Annotated in this window: 25 protein-coding genes and 1 tRNA gene; 20 read left to right on the top strand and 6 right to left on the bottom strand. The window is 43.5% G+C overall.

What is annotated here, in order from left to right:
- Window positions 1–12: 12 nt before the first annotated feature.
- From K5620_RS12410 to K5620_RS12370, 9 genes are all read left to right on the top strand, one after another.
- Complete coding sequence (locus tag K5620_RS12410; protein WP_016402590.1) at window positions 13–783, top strand: ABC transporter ATP-binding protein; 771 nt, start codon at window positions 13–15, stop codon at window positions 781–783.
- On the top strand, window positions 774–1,685 hold the full coding sequence (locus tag K5620_RS12405) for an iron-siderophore ABC transporter substrate-binding protein (RefSeq protein ID WP_016402589.1): 912 nt from the start codon (window positions 774–776) through the stop codon (window positions 1,683–1,685). The genes K5620_RS12410 and K5620_RS12405 overlap by 10 nt, the downstream gene beginning before the upstream one ends.
- Complete coding sequence (gene fhuB / locus K5620_RS12400) at window positions 1,682–3,652, top strand: Fe(3+)-hydroxamate ABC transporter permease FhuB (RefSeq protein WP_221077373.1); 1,971 nt, start codon at window positions 1,682–1,684, stop codon at window positions 3,650–3,652. The genes K5620_RS12405 and fhuB overlap by 4 nt, the downstream gene beginning before the upstream one ends.
- 99 nt (window positions 3,653–3,751) lie before the next feature.
- Entirely contained in the window at window positions 3,752–4,531 is a 780-nt protein-coding gene (locus K5620_RS12395; protein WP_016402586.1) for a DUF3450 domain-containing protein, read from the top strand.
- Window positions 4,528–5,862 carry a MotA/TolQ/ExbB proton channel family protein gene (locus K5620_RS12390; protein WP_016402585.1) on the top strand — a complete coding sequence of 445 codons (1,335 nt, stop codon included), beginning with the start codon at window positions 4,528–4,530 and terminating at the stop codon, window positions 5,860–5,862. The genes K5620_RS12395 and K5620_RS12390 overlap by 4 nt, the downstream gene beginning before the upstream one ends.
- Window positions 5,852–6,391, top strand: coding sequence for a MotA/TolQ/ExbB proton channel family protein (locus K5620_RS12385; RefSeq protein ID WP_016402584.1), 540 nt, complete (start codon window positions 5,852–5,854; stop codon window positions 6,389–6,391). The genes K5620_RS12390 and K5620_RS12385 overlap by 11 nt, the downstream gene beginning before the upstream one ends.
- Window positions 6,388–6,792, top strand: coding sequence for an ExbD/TolR family protein (locus K5620_RS12380; RefSeq protein WP_016402583.1), 405 nt, complete (start codon window positions 6,388–6,390; stop codon window positions 6,790–6,792). The genes K5620_RS12385 and K5620_RS12380 overlap by 4 nt, the downstream gene beginning before the upstream one ends.
- Entirely contained in the window at window positions 6,792–7,436 is a 645-nt protein-coding gene (locus K5620_RS12375; protein ID WP_016402582.1) for an energy transducer TonB, read from the top strand. Before K5620_RS12380 ends, K5620_RS12375 begins: the two co-directional genes overlap by 1 nt.
- A complete protein-coding gene (locus K5620_RS12370) occupies window positions 7,429–8,622 on the top strand; it encodes a tetratricopeptide repeat protein (protein ID WP_221077372.1) in 1,194 nt (397 codons plus the stop codon). The genes K5620_RS12375 and K5620_RS12370 overlap by 8 nt, the downstream gene beginning before the upstream one ends.
- Here the strand turns inward: K5620_RS12370 and K5620_RS12365 are convergent.
- The 4 genes from K5620_RS12365 to K5620_RS12350 all read right to left on the bottom strand — a co-directional run bounded on the left by K5620_RS12365 (window position 8,619) and on the right by K5620_RS12350 (window position 11,574).
- Complete coding sequence (locus tag K5620_RS12365) at window positions 8,619–9,065, bottom strand: hypothetical protein (protein ID WP_016402579.1); 447 nt, start codon at window positions 9,063–9,065, stop codon at window positions 8,619–8,621. The genes K5620_RS12370 and K5620_RS12365 overlap by 4 nt on opposite strands.
- Window positions 9,066–9,346: 281 nt before the next feature.
- Window positions 9,347–9,423: transfer RNA gene (locus K5620_RS12360), tRNA-Pro, on the bottom strand.
- Between the two features lie 87 nt (window positions 9,424–9,510).
- Window positions 9,511–11,325 (bottom strand): DUF3413 domain-containing protein, encoded by a 1,815-nt coding sequence (locus K5620_RS12355; protein WP_016402577.1) that lies wholly within the window; start codon window positions 11,323–11,325, stop codon window positions 9,511–9,513.
- Window positions 11,326–11,352: 27 nt separating this feature from the next.
- Window positions 11,353–11,574: a YejL family protein gene (locus tag K5620_RS12350; RefSeq protein WP_040307371.1), complete on the bottom strand. Its 222-nt coding sequence runs from the start codon at window positions 11,572–11,574 to the stop codon at window positions 11,353–11,355.
- Window positions 11,575–11,649: 75 nt separating this feature from the next.
- On the opposite strand from K5620_RS12350, the gene yejK reads away from it, so the two are divergent.
- The 5 genes from yejK (at window position 11,650) to K5620_RS12325 (ending at window position 17,967) form a co-directional block, all read left to right on the top strand.
- On the top strand, window positions 11,650–12,654 hold the full coding sequence (gene yejK / locus K5620_RS12345; RefSeq protein WP_016402575.1) for a nucleoid-associated protein YejK: 1,005 nt from the start codon (window positions 11,650–11,652) through the stop codon (window positions 12,652–12,654).
- 285 nt (window positions 12,655–12,939) lie between these two features.
- Window positions 12,940–14,121, top strand: coding sequence for a maltose/maltodextrin ABC transporter substrate-binding protein MalE (gene malE / locus K5620_RS12340; protein ID WP_016402574.1), 1,182 nt, complete (start codon window positions 12,940–12,942; stop codon window positions 14,119–14,121).
- 87 nt (window positions 14,122–14,208) lie between these two features.
- On the top strand, window positions 14,209–15,840 hold the full coding sequence (malF, locus tag K5620_RS12335; protein ID WP_016402573.1) for a maltose ABC transporter permease MalF: 1,632 nt from the start codon (window positions 14,209–14,211) through the stop codon (window positions 15,838–15,840).
- Window positions 15,841–15,852: 12 nt separating this feature from the next.
- Complete coding sequence (gene malG / locus K5620_RS12330) at window positions 15,853–16,743, top strand: maltose ABC transporter permease MalG (RefSeq protein ID WP_016402572.1); 891 nt, start codon at window positions 15,853–15,855, stop codon at window positions 16,741–16,743.
- Window positions 16,744–16,830: 87 nt separating this feature from the next.
- Window positions 16,831–17,967, top strand: coding sequence for an ABC transporter ATP-binding protein (locus tag K5620_RS12325; RefSeq protein ID WP_016402571.1), 1,137 nt, complete (start codon window positions 16,831–16,833; stop codon window positions 17,965–17,967).
- Window positions 17,968–18,037: 70 nt separating this feature from the next.
- Here K5620_RS12325 and K5620_RS12320 read toward each other — a convergent pair whose 3' ends face one another.
- Window positions 18,038–18,754: a PilZ domain-containing protein gene (locus tag K5620_RS12320; RefSeq protein WP_040307370.1), complete on the bottom strand. Its 717-nt coding sequence runs from the start codon at window positions 18,752–18,754 to the stop codon at window positions 18,038–18,040.
- Window positions 18,755–18,870: 116 nt separating this feature from the next.
- On the opposite strand from K5620_RS12320, the gene K5620_RS12315 reads away from it, so the two are divergent.
- Window positions 18,871–19,743: a 6-carboxytetrahydropterin synthase gene (locus K5620_RS12315; protein ID WP_016402569.1), complete on the top strand. Its 873-nt coding sequence runs from the start codon at window positions 18,871–18,873 to the stop codon at window positions 19,741–19,743.
- Window positions 19,744–19,786: 43 nt separating this feature from the next.
- On the opposite strand, the gene K5620_RS12310 is transcribed toward K5620_RS12315, so the two are convergent.
- Window positions 19,787–21,823, bottom strand: a complete 2,037-nt coding sequence (locus K5620_RS12310; protein WP_040307369.1) for a methyl-accepting chemotaxis protein — start codon at window positions 21,821–21,823, stop codon at window positions 19,787–19,789.
- Window positions 21,824–22,137: 314 nt separating this feature from the next.
- Between K5620_RS12310 and K5620_RS12305 the strand changes: the two genes are divergently transcribed.
- The 5 genes from K5620_RS12305 to ycfP are packed head-to-tail and all read left to right on the top strand — an operon-like array spanning window position 22,138 to window position 26,237.
- Window positions 22,138–23,598, top strand: a complete 1,461-nt coding sequence (locus K5620_RS12305) for a COG3014 family protein (protein WP_016402567.1) — start codon at window positions 22,138–22,140, stop codon at window positions 23,596–23,598.
- 13 nt (window positions 23,599–23,611) lie between these two features.
- On the top strand, window positions 23,612–24,001 hold the full coding sequence (locus K5620_RS12300; RefSeq protein ID WP_016402566.1) for a YcfL family putative periplasmic lipoprotein: 390 nt from the start codon (window positions 23,612–23,614) through the stop codon (window positions 23,999–24,001).
- Between the two features lie 14 nt (window positions 24,002–24,015).
- Window positions 24,016–24,606 carry a penicillin-binding protein activator LpoB gene (gene lpoB, locus K5620_RS12295; protein ID WP_040307368.1) on the top strand — a complete coding sequence of 197 codons (591 nt, stop codon included), beginning with the start codon at window positions 24,016–24,018 and terminating at the stop codon, window positions 24,604–24,606.
- A gap of 6 nt (window positions 24,607–24,612) precedes the next feature.
- A complete protein-coding gene (gene nagZ / locus K5620_RS12290) occupies window positions 24,613–25,644 on the top strand; it encodes a beta-N-acetylhexosaminidase (RefSeq protein ID WP_016402564.1) in 1,032 nt (343 codons plus the stop codon).
- Window positions 25,645–25,688: 44 nt separating this feature from the next.
- Window positions 25,689–26,237, top strand: coding sequence for an alpha/beta hydrolase YcfP (gene ycfP / locus K5620_RS12285; RefSeq protein ID WP_016402563.1), 549 nt, complete (start codon window positions 25,689–25,691; stop codon window positions 26,235–26,237).
- Window positions 26,238–26,379 lie beyond the last annotated feature (142 nt).

Here is a 26,379-nt window from a genome sequence, read left to right as displayed (position 1 = left end):
AGAACAATAAAGATGTATCAATTAAGCAAGATAAACGTTGAGCGTGATAATAGAAGCATATTGTCTATTGACGAACTAAGCATAGATCCCACCGCCTTTACCGTAGTGCTTGGACATAATGGCTCAGGCAAATCTACCTTGGTCAATCTGTTAACCCAGCAGTTTTCGCCAGATAGCGGTGAGATAAGCCTTAACAACAAAACCTTAGCCAGCTATAAAGCGCGCGAGTTAGCGCAGTTAGTGGCTTATCTTCCTCAGCAACTACCGCAAGTTGCAGGTATGACAGTACATGAGCTTTGCAAGCTGGGGCGTTTTCCGTGGCGTGGAAGTTTTGGCCGCTGGCAGCCTCAAGATTATCAGGCGATTGAGCAGGCCATTGTTCAAACTGATTTAGTTGAATATCGGGACAGTTTTGTCGATGAGCTAAGTGGCGGCGAGCGCCAGCGCGCATTTATTGCGATGTTATTGGCGCAGCAGTCGCCCTTATTGGTACTTGATGAGCCGACTTCAGCCTTAGACATTAGCCATCAATATCAGCTTATGGAGCTGCTTCAATCGCTCAACAAACAAACTCAAAAGGGCATGGTGGTAATTATTCACGAACTTAATTTGGCCTTGCGCTACGCCACCAATGTTATTGCCTTAAAGCACGGCAAAGTGGTGTTTTCTGGTCCTAAAAGTTTGTTGGAGAATGAAGCGACGCTTTCCGATTTATTTGCTAGCAATATTAAGTTGCTTGAGCACCCTCAAGATCACACCAAGGTGGCAACAGTATGTTTGTAGCACTCACTCGTATTAGTTTAATTTTTTGCTTATTTACGGCTGCTGCTAAGGCAGACATCATGGTTGAAGATAGCCTCGGAACCCATAAACTGAGTGCGCACCCGCAAAGAGTTGCCGCACTTAACTGGGATGTTGCCGAGCAAGTGCTGGAGTTGGGCGTTACACCTATTGCTATGTCTGACATTGGCGGCTATCAAGAATGGGTAGTACAACCCGAGGTACCGCAAGGGGTGGTGGATATTGGCACACGCACCGAGCCAAATCTGTCGTTACTGGCTGAACTAAAGCCCGACGTTATTCTTATTGCTTCTCCACAAAAAGATCTTATGGCGCGTTTATCTGCCATTGCACCAGTGCTGTTCTATCAAAACTACAGCGCTAAACACAAAAACGCTGAAGCGGTGGTGGAGAATTACCTTCGAATCGCTCAGTTATTGAATAAAACAGAGTTTGCCCAGCAACGCTTGGCAGATACCCAACAAGAATTAGATACACTCTCCCAGCAGTTGCTTGAGGCTTATGGTGGAGAGCTGCCAGAAGTTGCTGCTATTCGTTTTGCCAGCACCAGCTCTGTTTATCTTTATGATGAAAATTCTATTCCGGTGCATGCTCTCAATCGCTTAGGTATTCGCTCTGCCATGCCAGAGCGAGGCAGCCAATGGGGCGTGGCCAAAAAACGCATTACCGAACTTGCCCAAGTAGAGCAGGGCATGGTGTTGTATTTTGAACCTTTTGCGCATCATCAAGCCTTAGATAATTCTAGGCTGTGGCAAGCAATGCCTTTTGTTAAAAATCAACGAGTAAGCAGTGTTGCTGCAACTTGGAGTTATGGCGGCGCTATGTCGGTGTTGTATAACGCACGAGCTTTAACTAAAAGCTTACTGGAACTATCACCTCAATGATTAAAGCGTATTCCATCTCGCTTGGCGCGCTGCTGCTTGGTTTGGTATTAAGCCTAGTGTTTGGTAGCGATTTAGCGTTTCAGCGGCAATGGCAATTGATTAGCGGTGTTGAGCCTGAACAGTTTATAGATTTTGCGTACCTTTACTCACTGTTGCCACGTATGACCATGGCCTTAATGGTTGGGGCAAGTTTAGGCTTAGTGGGCAGCTTAATGCAGCAGCTCACTCAAAACCCTCTGTTGTCTCCGTTAACTATGGGAACCTCTTCAGGGGCTTGGCTAGCTTTGGTGATGCTTAACTTATGGGTGCCGCTTGATATTGCAGATTTAAGTGCGGCGGCCGCGATGATTGGTGCAATGTTCGCCATGTTTTTGGTCATCGCCATTGTAGGTATACGCAACCTTAGTGGCTTGCCAGTCGTGCTGGCCGGTATGGCGGTAAACATTGTTTTAGGGGCGGTGGCCACCGCAATCATTTTGCTGAATGAGCAATTTGCTAGCAACTTGTTTATTTGGGGGGCAGGCGATTTAGAGCAAAATGATTGGTTTTGGCCGCTTTGGTTAGCACCTCGTTTGTTGCCAGCAATTTTGATTTTTCTATTAGCCCCGCGGGTACTGAGTTTACTTAAACTTGGTCAGCAAGGCGCAGCGGCACGTGGTTTAAATGTAGTGCCAATGTTTTTGCTGTTATCGGTAGTGGGCGTGTGGTTAGTGGCAGCCAGTATTACTGCAGTAGGAGTGATTAGTTTTGTTGGGTTAATTAGCCCTAATATCGCGCGGCGCGTAGGCGCAAGAACAACCAGCAATGAACTTTGGTTGAGCTGCATTATCGGTGCCTTGCTATTAGTATTCACCGATTTATTAGCCAATGCCTTAAGTGAGCAAATTGGTGATGTTGTGCATAGTGGTATTGCAGCTGCACTGGTTGGTGCGCCAATACTTATAGTGCTATGCCAGCGGCAGTTGCGCGCGCAAGATCAGCTTTCCTTAAGCTTACCTCAATCAAGATTGCGTTGGCGTAATCGTTATTATGGCTTGGCTGCTTTTATTATTGCTTTAATTGCTTTGCTTTCTTTACTGGGACAGCATAATGCAGGAAGTTGGAGCTTAGCGATCCCAGATGCATTCAACTGGTTATTACGCTGGCCTCGCTGGTTAACTGCAGTATCGGCTGGTGCAGCGCTCGCGGTGGCTGGGTGTGTATTACAACGTTTGATTTTTAACCCTCTAGCTAGCCCGGACATATTAGGGGTTTCTGCTGGCGCCACCATGAGCTTGGTAGGTTTAACCGTTATCACTGGTGCCAGTATTTTTAGCGCATCTCCCTGGGTGGCTATATTAGGCAGTACCATTGTATTAGCCCTATTGTTTTTGTTTAGTACTTATCGGCAGTTCTCTCCGGCCAAACTGGTTCTGTGTGGTATCGCGTTAGCGGCATTGATTGAAGGTTTAGTGCACTTCGCATTGGCCAGCGGCCAGCAAGAGATATACGAGATTTTGGCTTGGTTGGCAGGTTCTACCTATCGGGTTAGCCCAGAGGCCGCATTACGCTTAGCTGCAGTAAGTTTTGTGGTAATTTTAGGCTTGTATGTGTTACATCCTTGGCTAAGTTTGATTTCGGCTGGTCGCTCGTTTGCACAAGCAAGAGGCCTAGCTGTGCCCAAAGCTTATGTGTTGATGTTACTGGGAGTAGCCTTACTGTGTGCCATGGTAACTGCTACCATGGGGCCGGTAGCATTTGTGGGTTTGCTAGCGCCACATGTTGCGGTAATGCTAGGGGCGCGTTTAGCTAAACAACAGATTATTGTGTCTGCCTTGGTAGGGGCTTTATTGTTGTCTTTTGCAGATTTGATAAGCCAATGGATTTTTTATCCTAGCCAAGTGGCTGCTGGAACCCTGGTATCAATTATTGGGGGTATTTATTTTATCGCCTTATTGGTGCGTGGTCAGCGACAGGCCAGAGCTTAATCAATGAAAATGAGAATTAATTGCGTTACACTCGGCGCGTATTACTATTGCTGCCAGCGCTTAATTAGCGCTGGTTCTATTAAACGATTGGAAGTATTCATGTTTAGTTATCTACTTCGAGTCAAATGGTTGTTGTTAACAGCCAGTTTGATGACAAGCATTTCCTTTGGCTCACAAGCCGAGCAGTTAGATCAAGCCCGCAAGATTGAAGGCGAGATTGTTGACCAAGCAAAACACAGTCAACAACGTATCGACCAATCAAGTGATCAGGCTTTGGCCTTAGCGTCAGAGATTCAAGCGCTTGAGCGAGAAGTGAGCCAACTAAAGGTATACAAAAATCACCTTAGTCGCTTAGTTGAAAGCCAGCAAAGTGAGCAGCATAGTTTACAAGAACAACTCAATGAAGTTGGTTCAACTCGCTTGGGAGTAGTGCCACTTATGTATCAGATGCTCGAGGGGCTAGCCCAGTTACACGAGCAAGATTTGCCGATCCGCATTGAGGCTCGCCAGCAGCGTCTAGCGAAGTTAAACACGCTAATGAGTCAAGCGGATGTTAGCGACTCAGAAAAGTATCGTCGGATATTAGAAGCCTATCAAATTGAATTGGATTATGGCTTGAAATTAGGCAGCTACGAAGCGCAAATTGAGCTTGATGGCCTACGCCAAGTAGAGCTGTTAAATCTAGGCAGAGTGAGCTTGGTGGCGCGTAGTTTAGATCATCAACAGTATTGGGCATGGCATCAAAATAGCCAGCAATGGCACGTTATCGAAAGTAAGCAACATAGCAATGTAGGCTTAGCCTTTGATGTTGCAAATAAAGTCGCAGCACCGAGTTTATTAGTGCTGCCACTGGCGCTAAGTGCGGAGGCTAATCAATGAAACCACTTGTATTGATAACACTGCTCGCTTTAAGTAACAGCGCCGCTTTGGCAGAAGAAACTTTACTAAGCACCACGCAACAAGCTAAGCAGCAAGAGTTACAGCATAACCAAGTAAGAGAGCAAGGCTTTGAGCAAGAACTAGCGAAGTTTAAAGCGCGCCAGCAAGCTTTATTGGCCGAGCGTGATGCCTTACAAAAGGATACAGATAGTTTAAGTGATAGTTTCACTGACAATGAAAAAACCTTAGCAGAATTAGAAACCGAGCTACATTTAGCGTCGGGTAGTTTGGGCGAGTTGTTTGGTGTAGTGAGGCAAGCCGCTAAAGAGCTCAAACTAGAGTTACAAACTAGCGCATTAGTGGCAAATCAGCCAGAGGTGTTATCCACCTTAGATCAAATAGAGCAGGCACGTGCGCTGCCTTCAATGGTTGAACTAGAAGGTTTGTGGCAAGCATTTGCTAGCACCATCCAAGCTAGTGGCCGTATCGAACACCTGCAATTGCCTTATTTTGATAACCAAGGGCAGTTACAGCAGCAAAGGTTCTGGCGTTTAGGCGGCTTTGGTTTGGTTAACGAGCAAGGTTATGCTCGCTGGGATGGTAAGCAAGCTAAGTCTTTTATTGTGCAGCCTGAACTTGCGCCTACGGCCACAGAGTTACAGCAAACGTCGGGAAGATTTGTAAGCATGGATCCAAGCCATGGAGGTTTGTTGCAACAATTGGCCGAGCAACCTACTTTAGCTCAGCGTTTTGCTCATGGAGGTGTAGTAGGTAAAGTTATCGCACTATTGTTTGCATTAGGAATGCTGATTGCTTTATATCGAGGTATTCGTTTACTCATCATTCGCAGTCAAATTCAGGCTCAGCTAAAGCAACCTGCTAATCCAAAAGATAATCCTTTAGGCCGAATATTACAGGCTTATAAAGCCGACCAAGACCAAGCTGTAGAAGCAATTGAGCTGCGTTTACTTGAGCAAATTGTAGATGAACAGCAGCATTTAGAGCGTGGCTTAAGCATGATTAAATTGCTTGCAGCGCTAGCACCAATGTTGGGTTTATTGGGGACAGTAACTGGAATGATTGAAACGTTCCAGGTGATTACTCAGTTTGGCAATGCCGATCCTAAAGTAATGGCAAGTGGCATCTCGATGGCCTTGGTGACGACTGTTCTTGGGCTTATTTCTGCTATGCCTTTGTTGTTCTCACACAATGTATTGCATGCACAAGCCGAGGCAATTCGTAACATACTCGAGAAGCAAAGCTTGGGATTGGTTGCACAGCGGGCAGAGGCAAACCATAGCTTAAAGGCTGTAAGTAACAATGCTGCTTGAGCTAATCAACCAGCTACCTGACTGGGCCAATATTAACGAGTTTATGCTGCGGGGCGGGCCGGTACTTTGGGCTTTAGTTGCCGTGGTAGCTGGTTTTTGGTTACTTAGTTTAGAGCGTTTGCTGTTTATAGTGTGGGATTTTCCTCGCTTGCAAAACCTCTGGAAGTCTCGCTGGGATGCCCGTGAAGAGCAGCATTCTTGGCTGGCTTTGTGGCAGCGTAACGCTTGGTTGAGCGAAGCAGAAAACGCTTTGAAAAGAAATTTTAATCTCTTGAAATTGTTGGTGGCACTTTGCCCAATGTTAGGTTTACTTGGCACGGTAACTGGGATGATCGTGGTATTTGATACCATGGCTAGCCAAGGAAATGCCGATCCGCGATTAATGGCAGCAGGCATTGCTAGAGCAACGCTACCTACCATGGCTGGCATGGTCGCAGCCCTTACCAGTATGTTTATCTATTCACGTTTATCGCGGTTAAGCCAGCGTAAACAGCTACATTTAGAAAAGCTTTTAAGGAGTCGTCGATGAGATTAGGTCATCGCAGGCAACAGCACGAAGAAGCGCAAGTCGACCTTACGTCGATGCTGGATATTGTATTCATAATGTTGATTTTCTTCATTGTGACTAGCTCATTTGTTAGAGAGTCGGGCATGGAAGTGCAAAGGCCACAGGCGAGTAATGCGGTTGCTCAAGCTAACGCTGGAATTTTTGTAGCAGTGGATGCGCAAAACCGGATCTTTATCGAACAACGCATGATTGACGTAGAGCGAGTTCAAGCTAATTTGGAGCATTTACTGTTAGAACAACCTAGCGCCAAGTTGGTTATTCAGGCCGATAAACATGCCTATAATGGCACAGTAGTAAAAGTGATGGATGGCGCTAAAGCTGCCGGTATTCAAGAAATCGCTTTGGCCACCGAGGCGCCATAATGTTACGTTTGTTGTTAATCAGCCCCTTAGCGGTGTTGTTAGCTATTAGTCTGTTTGTAGCGATGAACTCTATGGTGCACTTTCAACGCAGCTTGCCGGAAGATAATTCAGCGAAGCCGAATTTGTTTATTCAGCTACAACAGCCTGAAAGCATTGCCCAGCGCAGACAGCGCCGCTTACCTGAGCCGCCAGAACCGATGCCAGAAGCGCCAAGTTCAAGCGCTACCAGTGCACCTGAGCAAGCGTCTAGCAACGACCAACAACTTAATACTTTAGCGATGCCAAGTATTAACTTTGAAAGTAATGTTAGTGCGCTAAGTTTGTCTGCGCCCAATTTACCTATGGTTGCCAACGTTCAACAGCAAGACATTTTGCCACTGCATCGGATAGAGCCTAAATATCCTGAGCGGGCTAAACGACGTAATATTGAAGGCTATGTGAAGTTCAGTATTACTATCAATGAGGCTGGGCGAGTAACAGATATTAAGGTCTTAGATGCCAAACCCAAAGGGGTGTTTGAACGCGAAGCATACAAAGCGCTGTCGCGATGGAAGTACCAACCACAAATGGTAAATGGTAAAGCCACAAAAATTACAGATCATACTGTTATTATTGATTTTGAGGTTCCAGCTGCAGATGATTAGGATCTTATTGGCTACTTTAATGTTTTGCGGGCTAAGTTCAGGGCCGCTGTTTGCTCAAGAACTCAGTCGGAATACAGCAGAACGGGTGCAACGAGTATTTCAATTACAACAAGATGGCGAACTCGCTAAAGCCATTTCTCAGTTAGAACAACTCAAGCCCAGCGCTAAATATGACCAAGCTTACATAGCTAGAATGTTGGGGATTTATTATTGGCAAGACGAGCAAGTAGCGTTATCTAAAGCAAAACTGGCAGAGGCTGTGAACTTGCAAGCGTTTCCCCCACAACAGGCATGGGAAACGCGAAATATGCTGGCCGAAATATTACTCAGTGAGCAACAGATTGATGAAGCATTAAGCCATTTTGAGATATTGCTGACTCATGCTCAGCAACCTGAATTAGAGCTTAATATTAGTCCCTCACAAGCGCTTAGTTTACGTGCTAATTTAGCTTACGCTAATTATCAACAACAAAACTGGCAAGTGGTGTTAGATCATTTAGCCGCGCTAGAACAGCTGCAAGTGTTAGATAAAAACAATCTAAGTATGCGTTTTATCGCTCAAGTGCAGCTAAAGCAGTTAAAAGCGGCTATCGTCACCAATCAAGCTTTACTGGTGTTAGAGCCAGAAACGCTGCGTTGGTGGCAACAACTAAGTGCTTTGTACAGCCAAACCCAGCAACATCAAAAAGCCTTAGCTACCTTGGTTTCTGCTGAGCGTTCGGGATTAGCCTTGGGGGAGAGCTTGTTACGCCATAAAGCCCAGTTATATGCGTATCTGAGAGTGCCAGAAAAAGCAGCTTTGAGTTATGCCCAATTGGCTGATGCGGATTCTGATACCTCATTATTACTTCGCCAAGCACAACTTTGGCAGCAAGCAAGAGAATGGCAAAAGTCAGCGAAGTATTGGCAACTGCTTGCTGAGCATAAGCCTGAGTACAATCTGCAGTATGCTCAGGTGTTGTTATTGAGCAATCAATATACTCAAGCTATTGAGGCTTTAAAACTAGCTGATCCGCAAGAACAACAAGCTAAATCGCAGCTATTATTGGCTGAGATTTACTTAGAGATAAAAGATTACTCACTGGCTTATACCGCTGCTCAACGTGCGCATAACCTTGAACAAAGCTCGCAAAGCGAGCGCTGGTTAAACTATTTAGAAGCCTTAGTTGCCGATACAAAAGCTTAAGCAAACCAAGCTAATCGGAAGGAAAGGCCAAGGGCAACAAAGCCAACACTGAGCAAAGTAACTGCGATGATATGCAAGGCCATATCCCACAAGTTATTGCTGGATAGTTTAGGTAAAACGCGTAACTTGGCGTCTAAGGCTAAACCAAAGGTTAAAGCCAATAATAGTAGTTTACCGGCGATGCCGTGGCTTATAGGGTTACTCATGCTAAACCAAAGGCTCACATCGGGGAGCCAATGGTAAGCCAGAAAAAGCCCGGTAATCACTTGAATAATTAAAGCTGGCATTCCCACCTTTTCAAAAGCTTGCTCAAAATCTAGCAGCACTTCTGGTGATTTGGCTCTTAAAACTTTGGGTAATATCACCAAGCAAAGCACGATATGTCCGCCGGTCCAAATAGTTGCCGCGATGAGGTGAGCGAGCAGCAAAAGGCTGTATGTCATTAGGTTTCCTTACCTTGGGTAGTTATTTGCACTATAAGCGAATGGCTAGCTTGTATCCTTGATAATTATCATTCAAATACGAATGTTAATAGTTTTTGTTACTAGGTTTGAAGAGACATCAGGTTGCACGTTTTTTGAGGGCAGGTAGGTTTTGAAAGGTGGTAACTAAAGTGCTTTGCTTTGGATAGCTTGAGCTTGTACAACTTTTATTGGCCCAAGCAAAAGCAGATGTTTTGCAGGTAACAAAAAGCCCGTAGCTCATTGAGCTACGGGCTGCTATTTGGTCGGAACGAGAGGATTTGAACCTCCGACCCCCGACACCCCATGACGGTGCGCTACCAGGCTGCGCTACGTTCCGAATTGAGCAATGAATTTACTTAGCTATCAGAGTGCTGTCAATACACCACTTTGGTTTTTGTGCTTAAGTGTTCATTCAATGTACAAATTACTGTTGTGGTTGATAAAAACGCTTTAAGTCGTTTAATACTTGTACCAACATAGGCACAGATACACGAGCGTTGCTGGATTTTAGATCGCGGTCTAACACCCGATAGCTACCTGATTGATTAAAGAGAGTAATCTGGTTGCGTTGAACAACAGCTTGTTGTTCTTGGTTACCTATTAATATCCAATCGCGCTTACGCTTCTTAAATAAGTTTTGTCCGGTGCTATAGTTTGCGCTGTTAGATGCTACTGAGAGCATTTCTTCAAGCAAGGTTGGCACTATATCGTTATGGCTAGTATCACTGTGCAATAGTGATGGGTTTTTATCTGGCCAAGATATAAATAACGGTACTTGAGTTTGATAGCGGCTAAAGTTGCTATTGTTGCCCCAGTAGTTGCTATTGCCATCGTTTAGTTCGTTTCCGTAATCGGATGTTACCACTAAAATGGTGCGTTCTAATTGGCCGCTTTGAGCTAGTTGTTGGTACACCTTGTTCAGTTGCGAGTCCACAACTGTGGCGGCATCTGAGTAATGTTGGCTTAAGGACTCAGGTGTCACTTCGCTCATAGTTTCACCGCTGCCATTGTCATAAGCAGCAACGCCATTTAGATATAAAAAGTTAAACCAAGGAAGTTGCGCATATTGGCTTTGCTGCCAGATTAGCCATTCTTGTATGGCTTTCTCGTCACCCGCAGCTCCGCCAGGCCATTTGGTCATGTCGAGGTTTGAAAGCTCGCTAAAGCTGGTTCCTGCTAATTCCGGCAGGTTTAAGCCACGGCTGCTAAACAATTCAATCTGATAGTTGCTGTCTTGTAGTGCAGACACCAATACAGAGCCTTGGCTTTCCGTTTTAAAGCTCGGCCAATAACTGGTTGGGATTCCGTAAAACAAACTAAATAAACCTTCTTGCGGTTTATTGCTGCCACTGTGGTGACTAAAAAACTGGCTAGAGCGTTTAGCTTGCTTCCAGCTGTTTGGCATTGCTTGTTGATTAAGCATATCCCAGCGTAAGCCTTCTACTACCACGAGCATTAAGTTGTAGCGCTGTTCAACTTGGTCATATTTTAGTGGTGAGATAGGGTAGCGAAGTTGCCCTTGCTGCTCTTGTTCTTGTGCTTTGATTTGTTTGTAGTAGGCATCTACATCAAAAATGCCTTGCTCTTGTAAGAAGCTTCGCGCGGTAAGCGGGTAGAACAAAGGGTAGTTATTCTTTTGTCGAGTAATGGTGGTGTAATTTGTTGCATCGGCCCAAGCGTGCACAAAGTGGGTTAACAAAAAGCAGATGAATAAGACACCACCAATTGGACCACCAAGGCGTTTATGCTCTAAACGGCGTAAATACTTCCAACACAGTTTTGCGAGCCAAAGCTCTAATAGAAAGATAAAAGGTACAGATACAAACAATAAGTTAAGTGTATTGGCTTGGCTGTTTTGCTCTTCGTCTACAAGTAGTTCCAACAAAGCTGGATTTAGGTGCAAATTAAAAGTAGCAAAGACCTCTGTATCAACAATCAGTAAGCTTATTCCGATGGTGGCGAACAACGCCCCAACAAAACGCAATGAGCGATTACTAGGAATAACAAAACTGAGTGGAAATAGGGTAAGCAAGAAAATTACAAAGGCAATAAAGGAAAATTGCCCTAACCAACTCACAATTAAATAGCTTTGACCTAAAAATGTTTCCGGTGGGGTAGCCAGAACCAGATAACGTAGGCCAACAATTAAGGCCAAAATTATATTTGATAAACAAAACCAGTGGCCCCAGCTTATAAGCTGAGACACTTTGTCGCGGTACTGTTTTGAGCTATTTACCATTGCGAGACAGGAAATCCTTTTGTGTGCTTATTTTTCGTCGTTAATCGAATTTTTTAGCGCTTTGGCAAAGCCTTCGGTGAGCTTTTTTCTTTGCTCTGGTGCAACACGCTGATTGATCATACAGGTAGCGGCATTGCCCAGTACCATTAGCGCCAGATCAGTGGTTACATTGTGATTGTCGACTACTTTGAGTACATCATTAAGTAATTGTTCCACCTGCTCTGTGGAATATTTTGAAACTATTGCCATTACTTCTCTGCAAATTTGCTGATAAAGACGCGTATAATACCCCACCTTGTCAGCAAACACTAACAGTAAGAGACTATGAGCATTTCCTTAAAACACCTTATTTTACATTCACTAGAGCTAGTTGAAGATGGCACCATAGCGCTGCAAGCACGAGCCGAAGAAATGGCTCATAGCGAAGAGGCGCTTAGCTTAATAGAGAGCTTACATCTCAACTATAGTGGAAGAGCAGCTAAAGGCTTTGGCTTTTATAACCAAGAAAATGACAGCCCCTTCAAACAACAATTGGATGCCTTATTAAGCCAAGACGTTGATTTTCATAAATACAGTGTTGATGCTGGCACGGTATTGGTTGAAGAACTAAAGAAATATGATTTTGTAGAGCAAGGTGTATTGCTTCTGGCTAACTACGAGCATGTTGCTGGCGAGTATCTGCTTATCATGCTGCTAGAAAATAAAACCTCGCCTGCAGTAGACGATAGCTTAGAGCTTACTGCTAGCCGCTATTTAGAAACCAGTTCTGTGCAACTTGCTGCGCGCATCGATATTACCGATATGCAACGTAATCCTGAATCACAGCGTTATGTTTCTTATGTAAAAGGAAGAGCTGGGCGCAAAATTTCAGATTTCTTTGTGGAGTTCTTGGGTTGTGACGATGGCTTGGATGTCAAAATGCAAAATGCCGTACTTATGCAAGCTGTTGACGATTACTGCCAAGCGACTCAGTTAGATAAAGAAGAAAAGCTTGCCTATAAAGATGAAGTTAAGTCTTACTGTGAACAACAGCTAAAAGATGGCGAAGAAATTGTAGTAGGGGAGTTGGCTAAGGCTTTACCTACTGCCGAAGAGAACGTTGATTTCTACCAGTTTGCTGCTGAAAATTACCCCCTTGAAGAACAATTTCCAGCAGATCGAACAGCACTGAAAAAACTGGCTAAATGTTTTGGTCAAGGGAAAGGGGTGTCGGTAAGTTTCGAACAAAAATTGTTAGGAGATCGCGTTTTTTACGACGAAGCAACAGATACATTGACGATCGTTGGAATCCCACCTAACTTAAGAGAACAGTTGAAAAATAACAAATAAGTTAATTGGATTGCTTGAAAAGGTTATCAGTTTCAATTTTGTAGTTTAATTACTACATGGAAAGGTTTTCAAGTGTATCCGTTGGTAATTATGTTGTTTTATTACCACTGTTAGGTGATTAAATCACCTCTTGAGGCAGGCTGCACCTCGGTTTAGGGGTTTGTAGTATAATTTCAAAAGTGCGAGCTAAGTCATGTGTTAAGCCAGCCTTATGAGCTAGAATCTAGCGCAGCAAGTTACTCTTGCGACCCAAAAATAATCATAACGACAGTTAAGGAAAGGCTAATGAAAAAGACAATTCTTGCATCTGCTATTGCGGTTGCTTCTTTAGGCATGGCATCTAATGCTTTTGCTGCAATTGAAGAAGGCCAATTAACCATTTGGGTAAATGGTGATAAAGGCTACAACGGCTTGGCTGAAGTAGGTAAACGCTTTGAAGCTGATACTGGTGTTAAAGTAAGTGTTGCACACCCAGACGATGCCCCTGGTAAATTCCAACAAGCGGCTTCAACTGGTTCAGGTCCTGATATTTTCTTATGGGCTCACGACCGTTTCGGTGACTGGGTTGATGCAGGTCTATTAACTGAACTTAAGCCAAGTGCTGAGAAAAAAGCAGCAGTAGAAGACTTTGCTTGGAACGCGGTTACTATCGACGGCAAGGTATACGGCTACCCAATCGCTATTGAAGCGGTAGGTCTTATCTACAACAAAGACTTAGTGCCAAACCCTCCTAAGACTTGGGAAGAAATCCCAGCTCTAGATACAGAGCTTCAGAAGTCTGGTAAGCACGCTATCCTATGGGATTACAACAATACTTACTTCTCATGGCCTCTACTGGCTGCGAACGGTGGTTACATCTTCAAATACGAAAACGGTACTTACGACGTTAAAGATACTGGTGTAGCAACTGACGGCGCTAAAATGGGCGCTAAAGTAATTAAAGATCTTATCGAAAATGGTCACATGCCAAAAGGCGCTGACTACGGTGTAATGGACTCTGCCTTTAACAAAGGTGAAGTAGCAATGGTTATCAACGGTCCTTGGGCTTGGGATAACATGGAAAAAAGTGGCATCAACTACGGTGTAACTTACATTCCAACTATCAACGGTAACAAAGCTAAGCCAATGGTTGGTGTATTAGCAGGTGCGGTTAACTCTGCGTCACCTAACGCTGATTTAGCGGTAGAATTCCTAGAAAACTACCTTGTTACTAATGAAGGCTTGAAATCTGTGAATGACGATGTACCACTAGGTGCTGTAGCACTTAAGTCGTACATGGAAGAGCTTTCAAGCGACCCTCGCATCGCTGCAACTTTCGCAAACGCTCAAGATGGTGAGCCAATGCCTAACGTAGCTGCAATGGGTAAATTCTGGTCTGCGATGGCAACATCTCTAACCAACATCACTAGTGGTCGTCAACCTCTAGAGAAAGCACTAGACGCCGCTGCGCGTCGCATAGCGAAATAATACGGTCATATTATTTCGGTCAGGAGGAGGATATTGGTCTATCCTCCTCTTTATTAATTTCGGTCAAATACAAAGGTTGTACATAAGATGGGTCTTTCTGCGTCTCCAGGTTTTATGCAGGGCAAGTATGCTTGGCTAAAACTTCTGCTGATCACGGCGATTGTATTGCTTAACGGCTATGCAATTGTTTTGATGTATGCAGGTGGTGAATATGCATTTGCATTGCTCACCCTTGTTGTTGTTTCTACCGGTGTTTACGTTTTTTTAAGCAAAAAAATGTATGCGCACAGATATATCTTCCCCGGCATTGCGGGGATGGTCGTATTTATCATCTTCCCTCTGGCATACACCATTGGAATTGCTTTCACCAACTATAGTGGCACCAACTTATTGTCGCTTGAGCGGGTAGAGCAGTTACATATCCAGAAGACTTATATGGCGAAAGGTGGTTCATTTGACTTTCAGCTACATCAAGAGTCTGAAGGTAAGTATGTTCTAGCACTGTCACAAGACGACAAATATTTTGTTACTCGTCCTGTTGAAGTAGTGTCTAACGCCGATGTTCGCGCACGCAAATTAACGCTGGCAACTAAGCGAATTAAATTACAAGAAGTTGACGCTTTACCTTCTAGTGAAAAAGCGCCAATTAAAGAAATTATCTCTCATCGTCAGTTCTTCAATAGCATCGTATTAGTTACGCCTAATCAAGATGAACTGGTTATGAATGGCCTTCGCAAATTCTCTGCGATGAAGCCTTTATATACACGCCTTGAAGATGGAGTAGTGCTAAAAGAAAGTGGCGCTATTTTACCTGGTCCTTCTATTCTGCGTAACAACCAGACTGGCGAGCTTATGCTGCCAAACATGGAAACAGGTTACTACCAGTACATTGATGGTGATGGCGAGTTTGTTGGTAACCGTTTAGCGCCTGGCTTTACTGTTGGCGTAGGTTGGAAAAACTTTGAACGTGTTGCTACCGATAAAGGTATTAAAGAACCGTTCATCGAAATCTTCATTTGGACAGTTATTTTTGCTGCTGCATCTGTAGCATTTACCTTAGCAATTGGTATGGTTTTAGCCTGTCTAATTCAGTGGGAAGAGCTAAAAGGTCGCGCTATTTATCGCGTAGTACTCATCCTCCCCTATGCAATTCCAGCCTTTATCTCAATCCTAGTATTTAAAGGTTTATTCAACCAAAATTTTGGTGAGATTAACGAAATCTTAAATGGCTTATTTGGCATCAAGCCAGACTGGTTTACTGACCCGGTAATGGCCAAGTCGATGATTTTGATCGTTAACACTTGGTTGGGTTACCCCTACATGATGATTTTATGTTTGGGTATGCTTAAGTCTATTCCAGAAGACTTATACGAAGCTTCTGCGATGGACGGTGCGGGTCCAATTAACAACTTCTTCAACATTACTGTTCCGTTGTTAATGAAACCTCTAACACCATTATTGGTGGCTTCTTTTGCCTTTAACTTTAACAACTTTGTTTTGATTCAGTTATTGACCAACGGTGGTCCTGATATCATTGGTGCTTCGACACCAGCTGGTACAACCGACTTACTCGTAAGTTACACCTACCGAATTGCCTTCCAAGGTGACGGTGGTCAGGATTATGGTCTTGCAAGTGCCATTGCAACCCTAATTTTCTTAGTGGTTGGTGCACTAGCATTGATTAACTTGAAACTAACTAAAGCTGATAAAGCGGCATAAGGAGAAGCTACTATGGCAATGGTTCAACCTAAATCATTGAAATATAGAAAACTGGCTACTCACGTAGTGCTATGTTTGTTTCTATGTTTAATTATTTTCCCATTATTAATGGTAATCACAATTTCATTCCGTACGGGTAACTTTGCGGTAGGTGAATTGATTCCATCAAACCCTACTTTAGATCACTGGCGCTTGGCCTTAGGGATTACCGTTGTAAACCCTGATGGTTCATTAACACCGCCTCCATTCCCAGTATTAACTTGGTTATGGAACTCGATTAAAGTAGCGGGTATCTCAGCCTTACTAATCGTGGCTCTATCTACTACTAGTGCTTATGCGTTTGCTCGTATGCGCTTTAGAGGTAAAGCAACCATTCTTAACGGTATGTTGATTTTCCAAATGTTCCCATCTGTATTGGCCTTGGTAGCAATTTACGCCTTGTTCAACAAGATTGGTGAATACATTCCTTGGTTGGGTCTAAACACTCACGGCGGGTTAATTTTCGCTTACCTAGGTGGTATTGCACTTCACGTGTGGACCATTAAAGGGTACTTCGAAACTATTGACCCGGCCTTAGAAGAGTCTGCTGCTATCGATGGCGCAACTCCTTGGCAAGCGTTTAGATTGGTATTGTTACCGCTTTCTGTTCCTATTTTGGCAGTAGTGTTCATTCTTGCATTCATTGGTGTAATTACCGAAGTACCAATGGCGTCTGTATTGATGCAAGATGTTGATAAGCTCACGCTCGCCGTAGGTGCTCAACAATATCTCTATCCGCAAAACTACTTGTGGGGCGATTTTGCCGCTGCAGCTGTATTGTCAGGATTCCCTATCACGCTAGTGTTCCTAATGGCTCAACGTTGGTTGGTCGGCGGGTTAACAGCTGGTGGTGTTAAAGGTTAAATTATTTGGGCGTAGCTACTGGTGTAGCTACGCAAAACAAGATTGATTGCGAGTAAAGCGAACGCTTTATTCAGTTTGGAGCTAATAATGGCTGATGTAATTCTAAAAAATGTACGTAAAAACTACGATCCGGCAATTCACCAAGATACCTTGCGTGATATTAACCTAGATATTAAAGATGGCGAGTTTGTTGTATTTGTTGGTCCATCAGGTTGTGGTAAGTCAACGTTGCTACGTATGATTGCTGGCTTAGAAGATATTACTAGTGGTGAGCTTAACATCGGTAGTAAGTTCATGAATGACGTACCGCCAGTAGAACGTAACGTAGGTATGGTGTTCCAGTCTTACGCACTATACCCACACATGGATTTACGCGAAAACATGTCTTTCGGCCTTAAATTGAAAAAGGTTGATAAAGATACGATTAAAACTCGAGTAGATAATGCTTCTGACATTCTAGGCCTAGATCCTCTTCTAGACCGTAAGCCAAAAGAGTTAAGTGGTGGTCAGCGTCAACGTGTTGCTATTGGTCGTTGTATTGTACAGCAACCAGGCGTATTCCTATTTGATGAGCCACTATCTAACCTTGATGCAGCACTTCGTGTGAAGATGCGTATCGAGATTGCTAAACTGCACAAAGAACTGCAATCAACTATCATCTACGTTACCCACGACCAAGTGGAAGCGATGACCTTAGCTGATAAGATTGTGGTACTTAGCCCACTAGACCCTAATGCTGCAACTAACTTGGAGCAATATGGTTCTCCGTTAGAGCTTTACCATAACCCAGCCAACAAGTTTGTTGCTGGCTTTATTGGTTCGCCAAAAATGAACTTCATCGAAGGCGAAATCGTAGAAACTGGTGAGCACGAAAGTAAAGTTAAGTTAGTGACTGGTGATGTTATCACTGCTGCGGTTGATACTAGCCGTGCAAGCGTAGGTGATTTAATTGAGCTTGGTTGCCGTCCTGAGCACTTGGTAGAAGATACCCATGCTCATGCAGAGAACTTCATTACAGGTACAGTAGTAGTTGCTGAACACCTAGGTTCAGAGTCTTACGTTTATATGGACGTTAAAGGCTTTGATTTCACCTTTAAAGCACGCAGCGAATTCCCAAGTAAAAATGGCGATGAATTACGTGTAGGTCTGCCAACTAAAGCTTGTTACTTGTTTGATAGCAATGGCATTGCGTTCCCGCGTACTGCCAAGTACAACAAAGACTAGAAGTTGACCGTTAATTCAAAAGCGACCTTCGGGTCGCTTTTTTTGTGCCTTGAATAGTGCTTACGCTGGCTTAACCGGGGGTTTTGTTTTCTCGTTGCACAATTTCTAAAAGCGCACTCTCAATAAATTTTTGCTTAAGTTTGTCGTCGGCATCAAAACTTAAACCGTAATGCACTTTTTCTGGTGAGCGTTGTTCCAAATGCTGATTGCAGATACTCGCGGTTATCGCCAAAGGATCTTGGCCTTCTATTGGTAATTCTAGCGTAAATGCTTGTTTGGTTAACGGCAGCGGAATAGGGCTAGACACAAAGCCACCGCCATTTAAGGACAAGTCTTTAAGCAAACCACTAAAGGATTCTTGGCTATCAGCGCTACTGCGCATATTGCAAGACAAGGAAATAGGTAAGCGACTATGTTGGCGCAAACTGATTTTTTGCACGTTGCGCGGATAATCCAGTACTACCCAGCGGCCAACACTGCTCATTAGTTTAGAAATAGAGCCTCGATAGGCAAATATTGTCGCGTTTGGGTCACCTTCGTTTACAATACGTACAACAATTGACTGACCTTCTCGAATTAAATCTCTAGCTGCTTCCCAATTTTGATCTATTCCGCGAGATAAAATCACACACATTCCTGGCTCAATACCAATTAAGCGACTTCTTAAGCGCAACGGCTTTGTAGGAGTGGGTATTTGTAGATGCACTTCGGTTTGACAAGGAAGGGCATTAAACTGCTTGAGAAGTTCCGGAGCTATAGGGTCCACATCGATATCTATCGTTTCCATGACATAGTTTAACCATATCATAGTTCTACGCTGTTTGGATTAGAGAGCATTGAGGCGATGACTATTCTATGCGCTTGCCGTTATAATGAGCCGCATTCGCGTTTATGAGCAGCACTATGAAATTATTTGTAAAAGATTTAACCGTAATCGACTCTACCTATCTTTGCCCTGATCGTGGCTTAGTTGGAGAGAGTTGGTTAGTAGACATAGAGTTAGGTGGTTCACTTAATGATATGGATATGTTGTTAGATTTTGGCCAAGTAAAAAAGCTGATTAAACGTTTAATCGATGAAAAGGTCGATCATAAACTGTTGGTGCCTAATCGCTCTCCTCTATGTAAGGTAAAAACAGGCGAAGGTTATACCCAATTGGACTTCATGCGACCGCATGGAAAGAGCATTCATTTACGTTGCCCTGATGAAGCGTATACCTTTATTGACTCGGTAGAGGTGAGTAACGAAGCCTTAACTGCGTACGTAAAAAATGTAGTTTTAGAGCAGCTGCCGGCGAATATTCAAGATCTGGCTATTACCTTAAGACACGAATCTATCGATGGCCCTTATTATCACTATAGCCACGGTTTGAAAAAGCACGATGGCAATTGTCAGCGTATTGCTCATGGGCATCGTTCCACTATCGAAATTCAGGTAGATGGGGAGTATGACATTGACTTAGCCACCAGTTGGGCGATGAAGTGGCGCAACATTTACCTTGGCAGCGAAAGTGATGAAATTAGCCAGCAAGACATTAGTTTTTACCAGCAGCAAGCCTGGCAAGATCATTACGCGTTTGCCTATCAATCGCCGCAAGGTTTTTTTGAACTGGTGCTCCCTAAACAAGAAACAGACATTCTGCCCTGCGAGACTACCGTAGAGAATTTAGCTGCGTATATTGCGTCTACCCTCGCTAAGGTGATGGAAGGACATAGCTTGAAGGTTATAGCTTATGAAGGTGTAGGAAAGGGTGCCATATCAGAGGTTTATCGCTAATAAAAAAGGCTCCTTTAGGAGCCTTTTTTAATTGCAGCGTAATCTACAGTGTAAAGCGTTTAACTAGTGAATCTTGTTGTCCTGCTAATTCACCAAGCTCTTCACTTGTGCTGGTCACTATTTCAATGCTTTGGTAGTTCTCATCGCTAATGTCTGAGATACGGTTAAGGTTGTTGGATATCTCAGCGCCGGTGGCTTGCTGTTGTTCTGCCGCAGCAGCAATTTGGCTACTCATATCAGAGATTTGAGTAATAATACCTTGAATCTCTTCCATTGCCCCGTTAGCGTCAGAGCTTTGAGAAATACTGGCTTGCATTTCTGATGAACACTCCGACATAACCGATACTGCGCGTTGAGCGCTTTTCTGTAGGTTTTCAATCATAGATTGAATTTCGGTTGTTGAGTTGGTGGTTTTCTGCGCTAATACCCGCACTTCGTCAGCAACTACTGCAAACCCACGACCTTGCTCACCGGCTCGAGCGGCTTCAATAGCGGCGTTTAAGGCTAACAAGTTGGTTTGATCGGCAATACCTCTGATTACATCTAAGATTGAACCAATACTGTTACTCATGCTGTCAACTTCACCAATAACCGAACTACTGTGTTCTAGTTTTTCTGATAATTGGTGAGTAGTCGTAATGTTGTTGCTCATTACTTGTCGACCAGAGTTTGCAGCTTCTTCAACTTCCATTACTTTTTCTAAAGTAATGTTAGCGCTCTTGGCTACTTCTCTAACCGATTGCTCCATTTCCGTCATCGCTGCTGCAACCGACGCTGTTTCTTGGCGTTGATTATCCAATTCAACTTTGGCGGTATTAAGGGTAGTGGAGTTACCGTTAGATACATTAGAGAGACTTTCAGCGGCCTGGCTAATATCATTCAAGACTGAGCGCATTTGCTCCATCATGCTGTTGGCAGAATCAGCTAGTTGGCCAAATTCGTTGGTACTTTGGTACTTAACGGTTTCGGTCATATCACCGGCGGCTGCCGCTTTAAGGGTCTTAAGTAATAAGTTAAGTGGTTGTTTTATAGAACTTGCAACGTTCCAAGCAACCAATAAGGCTAATGGAATAACGATTACCATCGCAGTAATTAACTGAATCCGGCTAGACTCCAACATCTTGTTGGCATTTTCGGAGGCATTGTCTACCTGAGCGTTTGCAATGTCGTTAATGCTAGAAAGCTGGCTAATGGCTTCTGTAATTTGAACAGAGGTCTCACTAACACGTTGAGCAATGGCTTCGTTGTCTTGTGTTACCTTTAGGTGAGCAGCTAACACACCATCAGACTTGGTCGAGTCCTTAACGAACTGGTCAATCTGATGGCCCATATCGTTACGTAGTTCAGGAATTTCTTCTTCTAGATCTGAGGTGGCGCTCAAGAAGTTTTTGATTAGCTTGTTGTTGCGCTTAAGGATTACAGATACTTTTTTAGACTGGCTAGTATTTAAGCCTTCTAAGGTATTTAGCTCGATAACGGCCATCGCGTTCAAGAAGCTCTCAGCCGCCCAACGGATGTAGTCATCGTTCAATGCAGCTACTTTATCTGATAGGTTTTTCTTAAGTTGCGGTAGCATTACCGACAATTGGTTGGTACTACGCTTAACTGATTGTAAGTCTTCCAAGTAGTTAATGTTGTCGTTCATTACCTGTTTAGCTACTTGGAAGTAATTTTGGTCCAGAGCATTAAGCGCATCTAGGCGAGATTCCAACTCGTTATTGCCTTCCGACATTGAACGTAAAGTGCCAAGTGAAGAAATAAAAACGAGTTCACTTTGTTCAAAAGCCTCGCTACTAGCTTTAATAACATCTGCTTCGCTAGAGGTTAGAGCATCTTTAAAGTATTTATCTGCGGTGAGCAAATCTACCGCAAATTGGCTACTTTGTAACACTAGTGGAGTGGCTTCTTCTGTTACGGTATCAAGCTGTTGGTTAAAGCGACTGCCAGTTTGTAACGACAATACATTGGTGAGTACCATCATTAAAACCAGAAAGCCAAAACCAATGTTTACTCGATGAACAATAGAAATATTTTTAAAAAATTGGAGCGATGAGGCTACGTTCAGTGACTTTTTTTTCATAATTCCTCGACCAACCGATCTTGTTAGCTATTTATAGTTTTTATATTGTTTTATTTTGTTAAAAGTATGCCCTGTGTTGGCTGTTCTTACTATGTAAGAGATCACAACTCTACTCGCGCAGGCCGCTTTTATACTGATATTAGCGGCTGATTTAACTAAGACTTTACCTTTTAAACTTTTATCTAAAGCTAATCGTTCAAATAAAACACAACTAGGGCGCTTTTTTGCTAAATAATCTACCGCTAGGTTGGGCCTGTATAGCAAAATAGTTTATAAAGAAGATTCTTCATCCACATGGGTTTTAGCTTAGACAAATGGCCTTTGTACCTCGCATGTTTAAGTGCATGTTAGTAAACCGTCAGTTTCATCACTTTCTTTCGTATAAACCGCGAGTGTTTTTGGCTGCATTTTTTTCTAGCATAGTATTACTAGGTTGCAGCAGTGCAGTTTTCAGTGATCTTTTTGTGAGTTATGACGAGCAATTGCGCGCGAGCCGTTACCAACTAGGTTCAGGAAAATTTGAGCTAGCCTCGGACTTATTGGCCGAAGGTAAACAAGGCGATAATAGCTACTACCTTAAGCAACTAGAAAAGGGGCGGATGAGTTACTTAGCGGGCGACTTTGAACAAAGCCAAGCACATTTCACTACCGTTGACGAACAACTTCAGTGGTTATCTCGGCAGGCGGAGTACCGTTTATCAACGGGTTTACAGAATGTTTCAGCCTTGGCGACCAACGATAACTTTATTGAGTACCATATTCCTGTTTATGAACAGGTTATGTTGCATCATTATCAGGCGATAAATTACTTGCATAGCAATGGCCTAGAGTCGGCTTTGATTGAAGTACGCCGTGCGGCAATGATTCAACAACAAGCTATGCAAGAAGCACCAATTAGCCTAGAAGAACAATTACGGGATTACACAGCACAATACGACGATTTAATGCAAGAATACCCGCAACTAAACTCCAAGAATAAAGCCCTGGATAATGCTTTTCAAAATGGTTTAACGTTTGCTCTATCAGCTGCATTGTACTTGGCGGCGGGGCAAGAGGATGATGCTTACATCGATTACCGAAAGGCCTTGGCACTGGCGCCTAACAATAGCTACTTACAAGCAGAAGTTGCCCGCCTTGGCAAGAAACTCTCGATGAGTGACTATAAAAAGTATACCCCAGCAGAAGCAACCCCTTTAAGTAAACAACAAGGTTTGCTGATTGTTCTTCATGAACAATCAATTGTTGCCGCTCGCCAAGAAGCCCGTTTTACACTGCCACTTTATAACCATAATCGCTGGGAAACCTACACGGTAGCGCTGCCCATTATGAGGGGAAATGCCCAAGTAAGCATTCCGCAAAAGCTAGCCGTTAATGGTGAGCGGTTTGCTACCGAGCGTTTAGTGCAGTTTGATGACTTAGCGGCTACGCAGTTGCAACAAGACTTACCAGGCATATTGCTACGGCAAATCTTGCGGGTTATCACCAAAGACCAATTTAGGCGAGAAGTGAACAAAGACAAAGCAGATGACGAAGAAAATTGGGCGAACGCCTTAGTCAATATTTACAATGTTGCTTCAGAGAGAGCCGATACTCGTAGTTGGCAAACCTTACCGGCTTTAGCACAGATTGCCGTTAAAGCTTTGCCTGTTGGTGAACATACTCTAGAATTTGAGGGGTTAATTGAACCATCTACAAGCATTACTTTAAGGCCCAGAAGGGTTACCTTGGTGTTAACCAATGATTTGGGTGCTCCTGCTCAAGTATTTAATTTATGAAGAGGGTAAAGCTATGAAATATTTGCTGTTACTAAGTGCATTGTTGGTTGGGTGCACCACTGATACCTCCGGAATAGCAGCCGACTCAGACAAACCTGATGGTAAACAATGGTTAATAGTAGATAACCTTAATCTAGGTCGTAAGCTCACCATCATTGATGCAGCAACCCACCAAGGTATGGATCGCCTACGTGGTGTCGCCACAATACAATCTTTATACAAAGGTGACTTAGATTTACAGTATCGTTTTTATTGGTACGACAGTAACAATGTACAATTGAACAACGCAACAACAGCATGGACGCCGCTAAGCTTGCACGGCAAGCAACAAATTCAGGTCCAATCGGTGGCGTTAGTTCACAACGCTAACCATTTCAAAATTTATGTTAGAGAAGTTGAATAACAGAGAGATATCCCATGAAAAAACTTGTATTAGCAGCATCCGTACTGGCATTTACCTTGACTGGGTGTTCAACTCAGGTGAGCTATGGCGACCCTCAAGAAGTTGAAACTGTAGATGTTGCTTTTGGTTCGACTGATTTGCAAAAGATTGCTGGCGAAATGACTGACTCCATGATTTCATCTCCTTTGTTAGCAGAAATCACCGCCAATAACCGTCCGATCGTGTTTGTTGAACGGATCAAAAATAAAACTACTGAACACATCGATACCGAATCGGTAACTGATTCCATCAGCACTAAGTTATTGCAATCTGGCAAATTTCGTTTTGTTGATATGAGCCGCGTAAATGAAGTGCGAGAGCAGCTCGACTTTCAGAATGATGGTGGTTTAGTTGACCCCTCAAAAGCGATTGCATTTGGTCAGCAGGTTGGCGCTGAATACATGCTCTACGGTAACCTAGCGAGTATCGTAAAAACCAACAAAAAGACTAAAGACGTTTATTACAAAATGACCATGCGATTAATGGATTTAAAAACCGGCCTAGTAGAATGGGCTGATGAGACTGAGATCCGTAAGGCCGAAACTAAATCTACTTTTGGTTGGTAGTGATTAATGGGCCCACTTTTTATCGATTTACTTGGCACAGAGCTGAGTGCTGAAGAAGCTGAAATGCTCCAGCATCCTCTGGTGGCTGGGGTTATTTTATTTAGCCGTAATTATCAAGACCGAGCTCAATTAATAGAGCTAGTACGAACCATAAGAGTGGCCAGCAACCAGCGTTTACTGATTGCTGTTGACCATGAAGGTGGGCGTGTCCAAAGATTTAGAGAGCAGTTTTCTGCTATACCTGCAATGGGGCAAATTGCCAACACCGCCAATCAGTTAGGTTTGTCTAGCATTGAATGGTCAAAGCAATTAGGTTGGTTAATGGCGGTTGAGCTCCGAGCTTGCGACATTGATATCAGTTTTGCTCCTGTGTTAGATATTAATGGCGTGAGTGACGTGATTGGCCAGCGGGCATTTAGTGACAAGCCTGAACAGATTGCTCAGCTTGCCAGCGCATTTATCGATGGTATGTCGGTAGCAGGAATGAAAGCTACCGGTAAGCACTTTCCTGGTCATGGTAATGTAAAAGCCGATACTCATCATTTAGAGGCGCGTGATAACCGCTCTTTTGCCGACATTCAACAGCAAGATATGCAAGTGTTTGCCTCGCTAATAGCCCAGAATAAGCTGGACGCGGTGATGCCTGCGCATGTTATTTACTCGCAAGTTGATGAAAAGCCAGCTGGTTTTTCTCAGATTTGGCTGCAGCAAGTTCTCCGCAAAAGTTTGGCCTTTAAAGGTCTAATATTCAGTGATGATTTAAGCATGAAGGGTGCTGCAGTGGTGGGCGATCATGTTGCTCGCGCTAAACAAGCATTAAATGCTGGCTGCGATTTGTTGCTCGCCTGTAATGATCGAGAAGCAAGCATTAGTTTGCTAGATGGTCTAGAGCATACTCAAGTGCCCGCCGGTGAGCGATTAGTAGGCAAAGCATATCCACTTAGTTGGTCTGAGTTAGAAGCGCAAGCTCAGTATAAAGAAATTGCCGCTCGCGCTGCGAAAATAGCGCAAATGAGTAGTGAAACAAACAGTTTATAAATACACTTGTTTTTAGTGTGTGATTCTAAGGAAGGTAAAGCGAGATGATTATTTATCTACACGGCTTTGACTCAACAAGTCCGGGTAACCACGAAAAAGTGCTGCAGCTGCAATTTGTCGATCCAGACGTGCGACCAATTAGCTACAGTACAATTCACCCAAGGCATGACATGAGCCATCTTCTAAAAGAAGTGCACAAACAGCTCATGTTAAGTGCTGATGAAGAAGTGGTGATTTGTGGTGTGGGACTAGGTGGCTATTGGAGCGAACGCATTGGCTTTTTATGTGGTATTCCTTCGGTGATTTTTAACCCGAATTTACACCCAGAAGTGAACATGCAGGGCAGAATTGAGCGACCAGAAGAGTACATTGATATTGCTTCTAAATGTGTAACCGAGTTTAGAACCAAGAATAAAGGCAATTGTACGGTAGTGCTGTCGGAAAACGACGAAATTCTGGATAACAAAGTATCGGAACAAGAGCTTAAAGATTACTACCAGGTAGTATGGGATAAAGAGCAAAGTCACAAGTTTAAAGATATTAGTCATCACTTACAGTTGATTAAGTCTTTAAAACGTTTACCAAGCCTGTAGAAGCTTATATTTTTGTCAAAAGAGGGATTTAATCCCTCTTTTTTATTGCGCTCTTTTTGTGATCTCTATCAAGTTACGTATAATGAGCGCTGCTTCACCAGCAGTTCAAGGCACAAAAAATCAACTAAATGCCTTTTGGGTA

Origin of the sequence: Agarivorans albus (genome assembly GCF_019670105.1) — a bacterium.
In the GTDB taxonomy this organism is placed as follows: Bacteria; Pseudomonadota; Gammaproteobacteria; order Enterobacterales; family Celerinatantimonadaceae; genus Agarivorans; species Agarivorans albus.
Note: the sequence above shows the minus strand (reverse complement) of the source record. Positions and strands in the feature narration are given on the sequence as shown.